The 14,371-nt window shown below is 34.6% G+C and carries 15 protein-coding genes; all 15 read right to left on the bottom strand.

The window, feature by feature from the left end; translation table 11 throughout:
- Window positions 1-3: 3 nt before the first annotated feature.
- The 15 genes from F5ESL0228_RS03645 to mraY all read right to left on the bottom strand — a co-directional run bounded on the left by F5ESL0228_RS03645 (window position 4) and on the right by mraY (window position 14,368).
- The gene (locus F5ESL0228_RS03645; protein ID WP_122022887.1) at window positions 4-699 is read right to left on the bottom strand and encodes a 5'-methylthioadenosine/adenosylhomocysteine nucleosidase; all 696 of its coding nucleotides are present in this window, start codon (window positions 697-699) and stop codon (window positions 4-6) included.
- A gap of 16 nt (window positions 700-715) precedes the next feature.
- On the bottom strand, window positions 716-1,027 hold the full coding sequence (locus tag F5ESL0228_RS03640) for a hypothetical protein (RefSeq protein WP_122018100.1): 312 nt from the start codon (window positions 1,025-1,027) through the stop codon (window positions 716-718).
- A gap of 1 nt (window position 1,028) precedes the next feature.
- Complete coding sequence (locus F5ESL0228_RS03635) at window positions 1,029-1,592, bottom strand: NUDIX hydrolase (RefSeq protein WP_122018099.1); 564 nt, start codon at window positions 1,590-1,592, stop codon at window positions 1,029-1,031.
- Between the two features lie 12 nt (window positions 1,593-1,604).
- Window positions 1,605-1,814, bottom strand: a complete 210-nt coding sequence (locus F5ESL0228_RS03630) for a cold-shock protein (protein ID WP_122018098.1) — start codon at window positions 1,812-1,814, stop codon at window positions 1,605-1,607.
- The gene (gene ileS, locus F5ESL0228_RS03625) at window positions 1,814-4,603 is read right to left on the bottom strand and encodes an isoleucine--tRNA ligase (RefSeq protein WP_122022886.1); all 2,790 of its coding nucleotides are present in this window, start codon (window positions 4,601-4,603) and stop codon (window positions 1,814-1,816) included. Before ileS ends, F5ESL0228_RS03630 begins: the two co-directional genes overlap by 1 nt.
- A 216-nt stretch (window positions 4,604-4,819) precedes the next feature.
- Complete coding sequence (locus tag F5ESL0228_RS03620; protein ID WP_122022885.1) at window positions 4,820-5,596, bottom strand: DivIVA domain-containing protein; 777 nt, start codon at window positions 5,594-5,596, stop codon at window positions 4,820-4,822.
- On the bottom strand, window positions 5,566-6,258 hold the full coding sequence (locus tag F5ESL0228_RS03615; RefSeq protein WP_122022884.1) for a YlmH/Sll1252 family protein: 693 nt from the start codon (window positions 6,256-6,258) through the stop codon (window positions 5,566-5,568). The genes F5ESL0228_RS03620 and F5ESL0228_RS03615 overlap by 31 nt, the downstream gene beginning before the upstream one ends.
- Window positions 6,259-6,540: 282 nt before the next feature.
- Window positions 6,541-6,843 (bottom strand): YggT family protein, encoded by a 303-nt coding sequence (locus F5ESL0228_RS03610; protein WP_122018094.1) that lies wholly within the window; start codon window positions 6,841-6,843, stop codon window positions 6,541-6,543.
- Window positions 6,843-7,280, bottom strand: a complete 438-nt coding sequence (locus tag F5ESL0228_RS03605; protein WP_122022883.1) for a cell division protein SepF — start codon at window positions 7,278-7,280, stop codon at window positions 6,843-6,845. The genes F5ESL0228_RS03610 and F5ESL0228_RS03605 overlap by 1 nt, the downstream gene beginning before the upstream one ends.
- A gap of 14 nt (window positions 7,281-7,294) precedes the next feature.
- Entirely contained in the window at window positions 7,295-8,611 is a 1,317-nt protein-coding gene (ftsZ, locus tag F5ESL0228_RS03600; protein ID WP_122022882.1) for a cell division protein FtsZ, read from the bottom strand.
- A gap of 15 nt (window positions 8,612-8,626) precedes the next feature.
- Complete coding sequence (ftsA, locus tag F5ESL0228_RS03595; RefSeq protein ID WP_122022881.1) at window positions 8,627-9,985, bottom strand: cell division protein FtsA; 1,359 nt, start codon at window positions 9,983-9,985, stop codon at window positions 8,627-8,629.
- 62 nt (window positions 9,986-10,047) lie between these two features.
- Window positions 10,048-10,899: a cell division protein FtsQ/DivIB gene (locus tag F5ESL0228_RS03590; RefSeq protein ID WP_122022880.1), complete on the bottom strand. Its 852-nt coding sequence runs from the start codon at window positions 10,897-10,899 to the stop codon at window positions 10,048-10,050.
- A 22-nt stretch (window positions 10,900-10,921) separates the two neighbouring features.
- The gene (gene murG / locus F5ESL0228_RS03585; RefSeq protein ID WP_122022879.1) at window positions 10,922-12,022 is read right to left on the bottom strand and encodes an undecaprenyldiphospho-muramoylpentapeptide beta-N-acetylglucosaminyltransferase; all 1,101 of its coding nucleotides are present in this window, start codon (window positions 12,020-12,022) and stop codon (window positions 10,922-10,924) included.
- A 1-nt stretch (window position 12,023) separates the two neighbouring features.
- A complete protein-coding gene (gene murD, locus F5ESL0228_RS03580) occupies window positions 12,024-13,403 on the bottom strand; it encodes a UDP-N-acetylmuramoyl-L-alanine--D-glutamate ligase (protein ID WP_122022878.1) in 1,380 nt (459 codons plus the stop codon).
- Between the two features lie 5 nt (window positions 13,404-13,408).
- Window positions 13,409-14,368, bottom strand: a complete 960-nt coding sequence (gene mraY / locus F5ESL0228_RS03575) for a phospho-N-acetylmuramoyl-pentapeptide-transferase (protein ID WP_122018087.1) — start codon at window positions 14,366-14,368, stop codon at window positions 13,409-13,411.
- Window positions 14,369-14,371 lie beyond the last annotated feature (3 nt).

Raw genomic sequence — 14,371 nt, 5'->3', positions numbered from 1 at the left:
GAACTATTTCATCTTCTCCAGGTATTTACAAATTATCTTGGCTGCCTTGGCGGCAGACTTTTGGGCAAATAAATCAAAATCATCATTTGCACCATCATCACCATTATCTGAGATTGCCCGAATAGCAATGAGCGGTTTCTTGAAATGATGACAGACTTGGGCAAAGGCTGCACCCTCCATTTCTACACCTAAAGCATTTGGAAAATTACTTTTAATTTGATCTTTTTGCTCTTGAGAACCAATAAATGAATCACCTGTTACAATTAGCCCCTCTTGATAGGATAAATTTTGTTCATGGATAAACTGAATAAAATTATTTCGTTCACATGAATCTAGATCAAAAACAGCTGGCTCTCCAGGAATTTGACCTTCAACATAATCTCCAGCAAGTGTATTATGCACGTCATGATAAGAAAAAGTTTTAGCAATAACCAAATCTCCTTGATGAACTTCTTGCTGTAATGACCCAGCGGTTCCAGTCATTAATATTAAATCTATATTTACTTGGCTCAGTAAGCAAGTTAAATTGATAGCCGCTTGAACCTTACCAATACCACTAAGTCCCAGATAAATATCATTCTGATTAACGTAAAAATGCTCGAATACTGTCGATCCGAACATTTTCCTGCTACCAGAGTGAAAATATTTACGATAATATTCTGCCTCAATTTCCATTGGGACAATTATTGCTATTTTCATTTTCCCCTCGCATCTATTATAAGTGAAATAACGCAAATAATACCAAAATTATCAGAGTCAACACAATTAAAATTGCATGATTTAATTTTCGCTTAAGTCGTAATCCTTTTTCTTCAGAAAGTTGATTAATATCCTGAGTCCTACTGTATTGCTGACTTTCGCGTCGCCCCACAGATTCGCTTACTGAAGAGTCTTTTTCTGTTTCTCTTGTAAATGCAGGATTAACATCAACTTCATTATCCTCAAATGCGGTCTTAATTGAATTTAAAAATTGTTTATTTTTCTTGTGTTTGATTTTTTTACGGTAATCAGAACGCTTTTCAGTCATCTTATTCCTTTGTGTTAGCACCAGTTAACAGCATGTTTTCCCATACACTCATTGCATATAAGGTTTTAGCATCAACAATCTTTCCTTGAGAGATTAACCGCTTTAATTCTTCTAAATTATACCAATGTCCTGTTAAAAACTCATCGTCGTCAAGAGGTAATTTGTCAGTTACTTTTGTCAATGTATCACAATAAAATAGATATAACTTTTCATCAGTAAATCCAGGTGAAGAATAAAATTCGGTGATTGGCTCCCAATAGTCTGCATGATAGCCTCCCTCTTCATTTAATTCCCGTTTCATTGCATCCAAAGGACTTGCATCCTTTTTATCAATTAAGCCTGCTGGAATTTCTAAAGTTAATTCCTTTATCGGTTCTCGCCATTGCTCAACTAGAAGCATTTCCTGCTTGTTATTAACTGCAATAGCCGCTGCTGCTGGCTGATGTTTTACCACTTCTCTAGTAGCAGTCTCACCATTAGGTAATCTAATTGTCTTAACTGAAAGGTCAACAATTCGACCCGAAAAAATTTGTTTTGTAGAAATTTCGGTTTCTGTTAAATCCATTTATTCTCTTTCCTAAACATCGGCTAAATATACATTAACACATTGTAATCCGTTTTTACCTTGCGCAAGTTGGTATTTGACCTTTTGTCCCACTTGAAGCCTGCGATAACCCTCTTCTTTAATCGCAGTATAAAAAACAAAATAGGATTTATGATTCTGTTCGTCTTCAATAAAACCAAAACTGCTATTTTGATCAAACTGTTTGACTATTCCTAAACGCATTATTCTTCTAATCCTTCTTGAATTGCTTCTGGAAACTCAGACTTAACAATTGCAGCACACCGACCACAAATCATTGACAAATCGTTATCTTTACCAATATCTGTTCTAATCATTCGACAACGTGGACATACTTCTCCATCAGCACGTTTAACAATTATTGAGGCACTTGAAAATTGTTCTGCTTCTGTAGGTGCATTATCCTGAGCAATTATTAATTTAGAAACAATTAATATCTGTCTAAAATCTGCATCCAATTGTTTTAGGGCATTCATAACTTTTTCAGTTGGATATATTGTTACAGCAGCTTCAAATGACTTTCCAATCAATTTTTTATTACGTGCTTCTTCAAGCGCTTTGAGAACATCATCGCGCAAGTCCATAAAAATATTCCAATATGATAATAGTTTATCACGATTATCATATTGTTCAACAACTGGCATTTCAGAAAGTTGAATGTAGTCTTCTTTTTCTTTTAAAAATGTCCAAATTTCTTCCATAGTGTGTGGCAAAATTGGAGTTAAAATTTTTGCTAATTTAACTGCTGCATCATAAATTACAGTTTGCATTGAACGTCTAGCATGACTATTTTTACCTTCAATGTATAAGACGTCCTTAGCAAAATCTAAATAAAAAGCCGATAAATCGTTCGAAATAAATGCAAAGACACGTTTATATACCATGTTAAAATCGTATAATTCATAACTTTTTAAACAACTCTCAACTAAATCATTTAATCTAACCTCTAGATATTGATCAATTGAATTTAATTCTCGATAATCAACTCGGTCTTTTATAGGATCAAAATCATTTGTATTTGCAAGTAAATAACGAAAGGTGTTTCTAATTTTACGGTAACTTTCAGAAGTTTGACTCAAAATTTCTTGTGAAACGGCTACGTCAGAGGTAGCATCAACTGAAGCAACCCAAAGCCTGATAATTTCTGCGCCCATTTTTTTAATGATATCACTAGGCGCAATAACATTGCCTAAAGACTTAGACATTTTATGTCCCTTATCATCTAGTACGAATCCTTGAGATAAAATTGAATGATACGGAGCTTTCCCAGTTGTTGCAACCGAAGTAATTAAACTTGAATTAAACCAACCACGGTATTGATCACTACCTTCAAGATATAAATCCGCTGGAAAGTGCAAATCTGGTCTTTTAGCCATCACTGCTTGATGAGATGACCCTGAATCAAACCAAACGTCAAGGATATCAGTTTCCTTTCTAAATTCTCCATGGGGAGAATGTTCAGATGTGAAGCCTTCTGGTAACAAGTCTTTAGCACTATATTTGTACCAGGCATTCGATCCCTCTTTTTCAAAGATTTGTGCAATATGTTCAATCGTTTGAGGTGTAACAATTGGTGTATCATCCTCTGCATAAAATATAGGTAGTGGTACTCCCCATGCACGTTGCCTAGAAATTACCCAGTCACCACGATCCTTAATCATATTATGCAAACGTAATTTACCCCATGAAGGCTTAAAATCAACTTGATTAATTTGACTGAGAATTTGTTCACGACATTTATCAATTGAAGCAAACCATTGTGTTGTTGCTCGATAAATCACTGGCTTTTTTGTCCGCCAATCATGTGGATAAGAGTGAGTAAAGTAACTTAATTTTAATAAATTACCAGATTTTTTTAGCTTTTCACTAACAATTTTATTAGCATCAGCATAAAAAATACCAACTAAATCAGGATCAGGAATCTCATCAGTAAAGCATCCTTTATTGTTCATCGGACTAAATACCGGTAACCCATATTTTTGGGCAACATTATAATCATCTTCACCAAACCCAGATGCTGTATGGACTAATCCTGTTCCATCATCTGCAGTTACATGCATAGCATTCATTAGTAACACATCTTGACCATAAAGAGGATGTGTTGCTAACATTCGATCCATATCGCTTCCCTTCAGATGTTGAACAATTTGGTAATCTTTCCAACCAAGTATTTCAGCAACGGTAGTTAGCCGTTGGGTACCAATGACATATTTTTTATTGTCAACCTTAACAACTGAATAATCAAAAGCTGGATTAACAGTAATACCTTGATTAGAAGGGATGGTCCATGGAGTCGTCGTCCAAATTACAAAATAAGTATCTTTTTCGCTTAGAATTCCTTTACCATCTTTGACAGGAAATGAAATATAAATCGAGGGAGATTCGATGTCATGATATTCGACTTCTGCTTCAGCCAAGGTAGATTCACTCGATGGTGACCAATAAACTGGCTTTTTACCTTTATAAATAAAGCCTTTTTCATACATTTTACCAAATAGGCGAATTTCTGTTGCTTCATATTCTGGTTGTAAAGTAATATATGGATGATCCCAATCAGCCATGACTCCTAAACGCTTAAAGTCAGCCATTTGCTTTTTAATTTCCTTATTTGCGTAGTCTTGACACAATTGGCGATACTTTGAACGACTCATTTTTTCACGTTTTATGCCCTGTTTTGCCAATTGTTGTTCAATTGGTAGACCATGAGTATCCCATCCTGGCACAAAAGGAGCATAATGTCCACTCATGTTTTTGAAACGAACAATAATATCTTTGGAAACTTTATTTAGAGCGTGTCCCATATGAATATTGCCATTAGCAAATGGTGGGCCATCATGCAAGTCAAATCTTGGCTTGCCCGCATTTAGTTTTAATCGTTGCTCGTATAACCTGTTTTCGTCCCAACTCTTTTGCCACTCTACTTCACGAACCGGAAGATTTCCCCGCATCTTAAATTTGGTTTTACCTAAATTTAATGTATCTTTTACTTTCATTTGGATTCCTTTCTATATAAAAAACTCACCCTAAAAATTAGGGCGAGCTTTTAATCGTGGTACCACCTAAATTGAGCTTATTAAGCTCCACTTATAATTGCATATCGTGCAATGACGCAATAAACCAATAAGACAGCTGATCAATCTATGGTATCTTTGACTAGCCTCCCACCATCGCTAATTCGCTGAGTCTACCTCAATTTTACTATCGGTCTATTAATTGTGATTCTTATAATCATCAGGAAAAATAAATGAATTTGCTCCTGAATCATTATCGTGCACATCGATCGTTGTATTATTAGAACTATCGCCCTCCATTGGGCGCGGCTCATCATTATCAATGTCTTCACCAAAGTTTACTTCATTTGGGTTATCATTGTCAACCTCATCATCTTCGTCATCAACATCTTCCTCAGCATAAGTTAAAGTTAACGGTTCCCCACCATCTTGTGGATAGAAGCGCTCAGTTCCAAAATATTTATCAAGTGCTTTTTGCCACTGTTCATCGTTTAAATTATCAATTGCTTGCTGCAATAACTTTTGAATATAGCTTCGATAACTTGCCACTTCTTCTTTAACATGTTTATAATCGGCCTTAATTGTTTGAAGTTGCTGTTTTTGATAATCAGTGTCGACCTTAGCTTGAGCAATTTGATCGTTAGCATTTTGCGTAGCTTCATCAACAATTTGTCGCGCCCTTACCTGGGCCTGGGCAATTGTTTCTTGTGCAGCTCGTTGAACTCTTTGGTAGTCTGCTACTTGTTTATTCAAACTATCAATTTGTTGCTGTGCCTCACTTTGTTTTTGCTTCAATTGCAATATTTCATTTTTTAAATCTACAGTTTGATCAAGAGTATCACCATAATCATCAACAATTTGATCTAGAAACTGATCAACATCATGTCTATCATAACCACTTAATCCTCTTTTTTTAAATTCCACATCATGAATATCCATTGGAGTTAATTTCTTCTGTGTTTCTTTGTTTGCCAAAGTTTTAGCACCACCTTGTATTTACCTTTTCGAGTTATTAAAATATCTAAAATTTGACTTCTACCAAAAAATCTCAAACTTAGAATATCATCTTTTTTTACTATTATATTAGAATCAATCACATGATGCCAATTTAATTTAATTAAATTATTTGCAAAAGCATCCTTCATTTGTCTTCGACTATGACCACTAATTCCAGAAAGAACTGCATCAATCCTAAGAGAAGATGTAATAATTACTACTTCCTTACTATTATCTTTTGGCAATAACACTTGAGAAAGTTTAACTGACTTAATTTCCACTTTGGTTTGGCCAATTCTATTAATTTCCTTCTCAAAAAAAGGCAATAGCTCTTTTTTAACCATAAATTGCCAATTTCCGTTACCATCCGTGATTATATCACCAAAAGTATCAGTTTCAACACCGGCATTGGCTAGAGTCCCTAATATCATGCTATGATTTAATCGAGCAAATTTTGATGGATAATTAATTTGACAAATCGCAATTTGAAAATCGAAAATTGATCGTTTAGACTTTTTTGGAGTTAAATAGAGCCTCCTTTTTTCAGCTCTACTGTAACCACCATATTCTTGAACATAAATTTCAGTCCCTGCTATTGCTTTTAGCATTGCAATTTGCCCAGGATCAAGAAAATCAGTCAAAATGATTTCATTCCTAAACGCAACATTATTAAAAAAACTAATTATCTTGTTATTAAACTTGTGATCAGACTGTTCATATTGACTTAAAATATTTTTAGCATACTGTTGCTGTCTCTTTAATTTTTCTAAATTCGTTCTAATTCACCAACTTTAATTCAATCTTTGAACTTTTATTTGTCAACAATCTACCTGAATTTAAAATTCTTTTTATAAAAAAAAGTCACCCCAGTAACAACTGAAAAGACTTCTTTAACTTTATTAAGTTTATAAAATAGTATGTTCCTAATTAACTAGTCTTAGTAAAATATTAGCTATCCAAATGATAACATGATCTTGTACAAAATAAAGTAGTAATAGTCCTAATATGAAAGATAAATCTAACCCAGTTGAGCTAGATAAGCTTTCAATTGGTCCTTTACGAAAAATACTCAAATATGGTTCAATCAAACGATCAATTAACCGACCTACAGTTGAATTCCTCATAGCTGGAACCCAACTCATAATCGCATCAATTACCATTATAATACTATATATCCAGATTAGTTGCCGAATTAGGGTTATTACACTATAAATTACTGTTGTCATTAACTTAGGTTATCTTTCTTGTCAACTAAATCGCTAATTTTACCATTAGTCACAAATTTAGGTGGTGTAGCTAAAAAAATCTTATCTCCAATGCGTTGAATTTCACCACTAAGAGCATAAACAGTACCCGTAATAAAATCAACAATTCTTCGCGCTGAAGCATCTTCCATGCGACTAAAGTTAATAATTACAGCTCTATTATTCAAAAGATTTTGAGCAACATCTTTTGCATCAGAATACACGCGCGGTTCATAAAGAACAATCTTACTTTTAGTAGAACTTATCCCAGATTTAATTGAGACAACTTTATCATGATCAACGCCGTTAGTAATAGCCGTATTCTCTTCATCAACAGATCGATCTTCAAGATAATCTTCGTCATTAATCATCTCATCATCAGAAACGCCAAAAAATTTACCTATTTTACTGAAAGCCATTCTTCTGCCTCCTATTAATTTTCACCACGGTGTTTAAAAAAAGGTATATCATCTGTATCATCATCCATCGCACTTGTTTCAATTTGTGAGATACTACTTTGATCATCTACATCAAAAGGACTTTGATTTTCATCTTGATCAAGATTTAATGGGGTTGTTCTTCTGCTTTCCTGATCCTCACTGTTTAACCCCCATACGCTTGTAGGATCAACCATTGACTTATGCTTAGGCGCAGTCTTGACTTGCTCTGAATGTGGCATTGTAGTTGGTTGTGGGACTGCTGAAACATTATCACCTGAACTTTTTGTTTGTTCAGCTTCCGCTTTAATTTGATGACTCCGTCCAGGCAACTGTTTAGATGCTTCTTCTTCCGCTTGAGAACTAATTCCTGTTGCAATTACAGTCACAACAACTTCATCACCTAGGTTGGGGTTAATAGATGTTCCGAAAATGATATTAACATCGTCACCCGCCGCTTTAGAAACTATTTCCGAAGCGTCTTGAGCTTCAAATAAAGTTAAATCAGGACCACCAGTAATATTAAGTAATACTTGTTTAGCACCGTCAATTGAAACTTCTAATAAAGGTGAAGAAATAGCCAATTTAGTAGCTTCTACCGTTCTATTTTCACCACTAGCACGACCAATTCCCATCAAAGCAGCACCTTGGTTAGCCATAACTGTCTTTACATCTGCGAAGTCCAAGTTAACATAATCAGTTGAAGTAATCAAATCTGAAATACCTTGAACACCTTGTTTTAAAACATTATCCGCTTCTTTAAAGGCATCCATCATCGGAGTCTTCTTATCTACCATTTCAAGCAATCGGTTATTTGCAATAATAACTAATGTATCAACATATTGTTTTAATTGTGAAATTCCTTCAGCAGCGTTCTTTGACCGTTTAGGGCCTTCAAAAGTAAAAGGACGTGTCACAACACCCACGGTTAACGCTCCGGTTTCACGTGCAATTTTGGCAACAACTGGCGCTGCGCCTGTACCAGTTCCACCACCCATTCCAGCTGTAATAAAAATCATATCTGCACCCTTTAGTGCATCTTCAATTGTTTGTTCACTTTCTTCAGCTGCCTTTTGACCAACTTCTGGATGCGAACCAGCGCCCAAACCTCTCGTTAATTTTGGCCCCAATTGAATTTTGGTTTCAGCTTTATTACTATTAAGAGCTTGTACATCAGTATTGGCAGCCACAAAGGATACCCCTTGAACACCATCATCAATCATTCGATTGACTGCATTACCACCTGCGCCGCCAACACCAATGACTTTGATGACAGCATTTTTATTGTCGTCTGAGTCAAATGTAAAATCCATCTATATTAACCACCTTTAATCAAAGAACTTCTTGAAGAAACTCTTAATGCCTTTTTCCTTATTATCTGTATTACTTTTTTTCTTGCTTTGCGACTTGTGTTCTCGCTTCAGCAACTCACGTCTATTATATTCTTCTTTTACTTTTGTTTCATCTGTAGTATTCACTCTTTTTAAATTTTTAGTCACTCGTGAGTCGGATTCAGTAACTTGACCTAGAGAGTTTTTACCGTAAATTGCATCAATAACTAAAAAATCAATATCAGACATTTTATAAGCATAGTTAACAATACCATATGCTGCTGAATAAACAGGATTACGCATTCCAATTTGATCCGGCTGATAAATGCGTGTTTTTACATTAAGTGTATCGGAAATTATTTTATCTGTTCCCTGTAGTAAACTATTACCACCAGTAATTACAACTCCTCCAGGCAACTTCAATGCATCATGCTTAACCAAACCTTTTTTGATTCTATCAACTATTTGAATAATCCTAGCATTAATAATTTTACTTAAATAAACTTCGTCAACCATTTGTTGCCCATTAGTGCCAACACTATTAACAGCAAACTTATTCTTAACAGAGGCAAGATTGGGATCAGCATAACCATAATCTAACTTTAATTGATCAGCATCTTTTTTCGAAGTACTTAAAACAGTAGAAATATCATTACTAATATCACCACCGCCCTCAAAGTCAATATTGGCATACTTAATCTGACCATTGTGTATGACAGTAGCTGTGGTTACACCTCCACCTAATTCAAGGATAATCGATCCAAAAGTACGCTCACTTTCGTCAAGAGCTACACTAGAAATAGCAAGAGGGGTTGGTATAAAGAAATTGTTTTGATAACCCGCACGTTCAATTGCCTTTTTTATATTATGCAGAGGGCTAGCCGGTGCAGTTAGCATAATACCTTGAACTGATAGTGAATGAGCAATCATTTTACGCGGATCATCAACTTCTGTTTTGCCATCAATCAAGAAACGACTTGGTAAAAAAGCAATTGGTTCCCGTTCATTCTTAACGGCGGATCGAATTGATGCACGAATAACACGCCTAACATCATGATTGCCAACTTCTTGGCCATTATCACTAACGTTAATCAAATCACTTGCTGCTTCTAACTGTAACATTCCTACTGGAATACCAGTTACAACACGATAAATATTTGCATTAGTTTTTTTGGCGATTTCTTTTAAAGCTTTATTAATTGCACTTGCAGTTTCATCGATGTCAACAATGTTTCCATGTCGCATACCTTTATTTGGTACCGCTACTGCACCAATCACTTTTTCTGACTCAGCAACTACAGCCTTCACACTTGTAGTTCCTAAATCTAAGCCCACCAAAAGATTTGTATTGTCCAAAAATTAACCCCCCGTCGATAATCTTTTTAAAAATTTTACCATAAAATAAACATATTTTCAGCCTACAAAATACCGTAAACTCTCTTTTCATTTGCAGTTAAAGGACGACTATATGCCCCTACTTCTAAATCGATTAAACTTTCTTTTCCAGCTTTATCTTTTATATCATTATAATACTTTAGTTTGCTTTTGAGTGTGTCAATATTACCAATAACAACATTGTTATCTTTCATGACGAAAATAACTTGTGACTTTCTTCTGGTCTTTCCACTTAAAAGTTTAATCTGATCACGAAATTCTTTTGGTAAACTGTTAAATAAATGTAGATTGTTTTTCAAAGACACTTCGTGATTATAACCAATAAAAATCGGCTGATTTCGGCTAATTTTATTCCAAGGCAATAACTGCGATCCTAAGTTTCCATTAATTAAAATTTTACAATATCCCGTGTCTTTTTTTATGTAGCCTATTGTTTGGTATTCGTTAATTCTTAAAGTTAACTGGTTAAAATTACTAATATTTATCTGTATACTCTTAATTTCAGGATAATGGTGCATCAATTTATATTTGATATTGCTTTGATGTAAAAGATAATCAATTACCTTATCACTTGCTTTGATTTCTGATATCTGTACTACATCTTTTACAGGAAGATCAGTTTCACCAGTAATTTTCACACTATTAATATTTGCCAGAGGCGAAATATAGTAACCAAGCATAATTAGTGCAATAAATGAAACAACAAAAATCAACCCTAATTTTCTGACCAAAGCTGTCTTACGTTCATTGCGCAATTTAGAAAGCGAGGCAGAAACCTTGGTTCTTTGTTTATTCTTAGTTTGATTAGACTGATAGTTTAAATAGCGTGATAATTTTTCTTGAGGGTCAATTTTTGTCACACGTTTTTTTTTCAACTACCTCACCTTCTTATTCCAGTTATTTAGAGATTTCTTTCATAACTTTAATTACTTGATCTGAAGCATCTGGAACGCCCAATTTTTTAGAAGCATCACTCATTGCATTAGCATATTTGCCATCAAGTAAAATATGATCAATTGAAGAAATAAAATTATTAGGATTCAAGTCATTTTCAGCAATGACAATGGCAGCTCCAGCTTTTTCTAAGTCCAGTGCATTTTGCATCTGATGGTTATGTGTTACATTAGGACTTGGTATTAGAATTGCAGGCACTCCGAGAGCAGTAAATTCAGCAATACTTGTTGCTCCAGACCGTGAAACAACGCACGTCATTTTGGGTAATAATGCAGGCATATCATTGACATACGGTAAGATTTTTATATTATCTCCATAATCAATGCCGGTCAATTTTGCTTTAACTTTATCATAATAAAGCATCCCAGTTACCCAGATAGTTTGATATGGCTTATGTTTTAACTTTATTATGGATTTTAGCATTATTTTATTAATAGCCAAGGCTCCTCGTGAACCTCCAAAAATCAATACCGTTGGTCTTGGAGAATTTAGTGATGAGTGAATATTAGAATCTTCAGAAAATAAACTTAATACCTGTTGAGAGCGCGGATTCCCAGTTTTCACCAACTTTTTCTTTTCAGTGAATTGTTTAGCAGCATCATCAAAAGTGTAGCAAATTTTATCAACATAATGCCCCAAAAATTTGTTAGCAATACCAACCACTGAATTTGATTCATGAATCATTGTTGGGATATTCATTTTTGCGGCTGCAAAGACAAGCGCGCCACTGACATATCCACCTGTACCCATAACAACATCCGGTTTAAATTCACTAATGATTTTTTGGGCAGTTTTAGTTGCCTTAACAAACATTTTAAGTGTTGAAAAGTTAGTCATTATATGTTTGCGACTGAACCCTTGAATTTCAATTGTTTTAAAATTAACACCGGCGTCTGGAACGATCTTGGCTTCTAAACCGTTTTTTGTTCCAACAAACAAAATTTCATCATTTGTTGCTAATTTACGCTCCTTTAACCTTTCAATAATTGCCATAATCGGATAAATGTGGCCACCAGTTCCACCACCTGTAAAAATAACTCTCATTTTATTTAGTCTTCAGTTCCTTAATAAATTTTATAAAATAATCGCCGCGTTCTTCGAATGTTCTAAATTGATCCCAAGAGGCACAAGCTGGGGAAAATAACAAGACCTCACCAGATTTACTAACCTGATATGCTTCAGGTACTGCTTCTTGTAAAGTATCTTTAATAATAATTTGTTCAACGCCAGCTTTACGGGCAGCATCTGCCAATAAATACCTAGTTTCACCATACAAAACAGCAACTCTAACATGTTTTTTTATAAGTGGAACAAGTTCATCAAAACTAAAACCTCTATCTAATCCTCCAGCTATCCAAACCTCTGGTTCATTAAAAGAAGGAATTGCTACTGATGCAGCTTCGATATTGGTTGATTTAGAATCATTATAAACCTGGCGTCCTTCAAGCGTCATCACATATTGTAAGCGATGTTTAGCACCAGCAAAAGATGCTAATGTAGTACGTATATCATCAAGGTTAGCACCCATTATCAAAGAAATTGCACTAGCAACTAAAGCATTCTGCTGATTATGAAGTCCTGGTAACTTCATATCACTCGTCTTCATAATTTTTTCTTTTTTGCTTTGCAAATAATTATCTGCAATAAAAAAATCAGCTGCATTTTCTTTTTCTGAAAAAGTCAAAATATGTGCTTTAGAAGCATCTTTTTCCTGAATCAAAATATCTTTTTGATCATAATTTACCAAAAAATATTGCTCAGAAGTTTGAGTTCTGGTGATATTTAACTTAGCGTTCACGTAATTGCTAAATGATTTATGATAATCAAGATGTACATTATTATAAATATCAACAATTGCTGCCACTTGGGGTCTAATATCACTTACACCTAATAGTTGAAAACTAGATAATTCAACCACTAGAACATCATCTTTAGTTGAATAAAGAACAACTTCAGAAATTGGGACACCAATATTTCCAACGGCATATGCATGGTGCCCGTACTTTTTCAAGTGATGGTCGAGGATTTGCTGTGTAAGCATTACAGTCGTTGTTTTACCATTTGACCCCGTCACTCCGACATACGGTGTATCGCTTACATTTAAAGCAATCTGTGGTTCTGTAATAATTGGTATCGCAACTTCTTGCGCCTTTTTTACCATCGGATTATCATACGAAATTCCAGGGTTTTTAACCAAAAAATCAAACCGCTCATGGTCAAACAAATTAACAGGATGAGTTCCGCTAATAATGCGAACCCCAAGATCACGTAATTTTTTTGCATGTTCGTTATTTGTTAGATCCGCTTGATCATTTAATGTTAATTTAGCCCCAAGTTTAAGGAGTAGCTTACTAACTGCAAAACCACTTTTTCCTAATCCAAGAACCAGAATATTTTTATTTTCATAGGTTTTGATTTGCTTCATTTTGTTTACCCCCAAATCATAAGATACAAAATACTTCCTAGTAATCCAACTATCCAGAAAATAAAATCAACTTTCCATTCTGAATATCCCAGCATTTCAAAATGATGATGAATTGGAGTCATTTTGAAGATTCGTTTTCCAGTAGTTTGAAAAGAAATGACTTGCAAAATTACACTTGCAGTTTCACAAACAAAGACAATTCCTATTAGTAACAATGACCATGGGCGATGTAAGAATATGCTGACAGCAGCTAGGCCTCCACCAAGAGCTAATGAACCAACATCTCCCATAAAAATCTTGGCTGGCTTATGATTGAAAACGAAAAATGCTAGTAGGCCGCCTAATACGCTCATACAAAATATTAAAACTGCTAAATTTTGTTGTTTAAACGCTAAAACTGCATAAGTTCCATAAGCAATTACTGACAATCCGGTGGCTAATCCATCTAATCCGTCTGATAAGTTCACTGCATTTGAAAAACCAACCAACCAAAAGACAATAAACACAATAAATAAAAAAATATTGCTGACAACACCAAAAAATGGCAAATAAAGACTAAATTTGAAATGATCAGCAGTCGCAAGTACAACTATCAGTAATGCAATTAAAATCTGAAGAGTAAATTTTTGCCAAGCTTTTAATCCTAAATTACGCTTATAAACAAGTTTTATACCATCATCAAGAAATCCAATTAAGCCATAACCTAATAAACTTAACACCAATATTAAAATCAATTTACTAAATTCATGCTGCCATAATACAACCCATAACGTTGAAACGACAGAAGCAAGTACAAAAACAATACCACCCATTGTTGGTGTTCCTGATTTTTTCTGATGCCACTTAGGACCTTCATCACGTATTTCCTGTCCTTCATGGTGTGATCGCATCAAAATGATCATCCATGGTAAAAGAAGACTTGTAATTACTAATGAACTGACTAATGCTATGATGCTAATAAGCATAAG

This window comes from Lactobacillus sp. ESL0228 (assembly GCF_003692825.1).
Classification (GTDB): Bacteria; Bacillota; Bacilli; order Lactobacillales; family Lactobacillaceae; genus Lactobacillus.
The sequence above is the reverse complement of the archived record's forward strand: the minus strand, read 5'-3'. Positions and strand labels throughout refer to the sequence as shown.

Bases quoted from the DNA above. Each gene is read 5' to 3' on its own strand.
- murG (WP_122022879.1), bottom strand. From the start codon at position 12,022: ATGAGAGTTATTTTTACAGGTGGTGGAACTGGTGGCCACATTTATCCG.
- F5ESL0228_RS03610 (WP_122018094.1), bottom strand. From the start codon at position 6,843: ATGACAACAGTAATTTATAGTGTAATAACCCTAATTCGGCAACTAATC.
- murD (WP_122022878.1), bottom strand. From the start codon at position 13,403: ATGAAGCAAATCAAAACCTATGAAAATAAAAATATTCTGGTTCTTGGA.
- F5ESL0228_RS03640 (WP_122018100.1), bottom strand. From the start codon at position 1,027: ATGACTGAAAAGCGTTCTGATTACCGTAAAAAAATCAAACACAAGAAA.
- ileS (WP_122022886.1), bottom strand. From the start codon at position 4,603: ATGAAAGTAAAAGATACATTAAATTTAGGTAAAACCAAATTTAAGATG.
- mraY (WP_122018087.1), bottom strand. From the start codon at position 14,368: ATGCTTATTAGCATCATAGCATTAGTCAGTTCATTAGTAATTACAAGT.
- ftsZ (WP_122022882.1), bottom strand. From the start codon at position 8,611: ATGGATTTTACATTTGACTCAGACGACAATAAAAATGCTGTCATCAAA.
- F5ESL0228_RS03635 (WP_122018099.1), bottom strand. From the start codon at position 1,592: ATGGATTTAACAGAAACCGAAATTTCTACAAAACAAATTTTTTCGGGT.
- F5ESL0228_RS03630 (WP_122018098.1), bottom strand. From the start codon at position 1,814: ATGCGTTTAGGAATAGTCAAACAGTTTGATCAAAATAGCAGTTTTGGT.
- F5ESL0228_RS03645 (WP_122022887.1), bottom strand. From the start codon at position 699: ATGAAAATAGCAATAATTGTCCCAATGGAAATTGAGGCAGAATATTAT.
- F5ESL0228_RS03605 (WP_122022883.1), bottom strand. From the start codon at position 7,280: ATGGCTTTCAGTAAAATAGGTAAATTTTTTGGCGTTTCTGATGATGAG.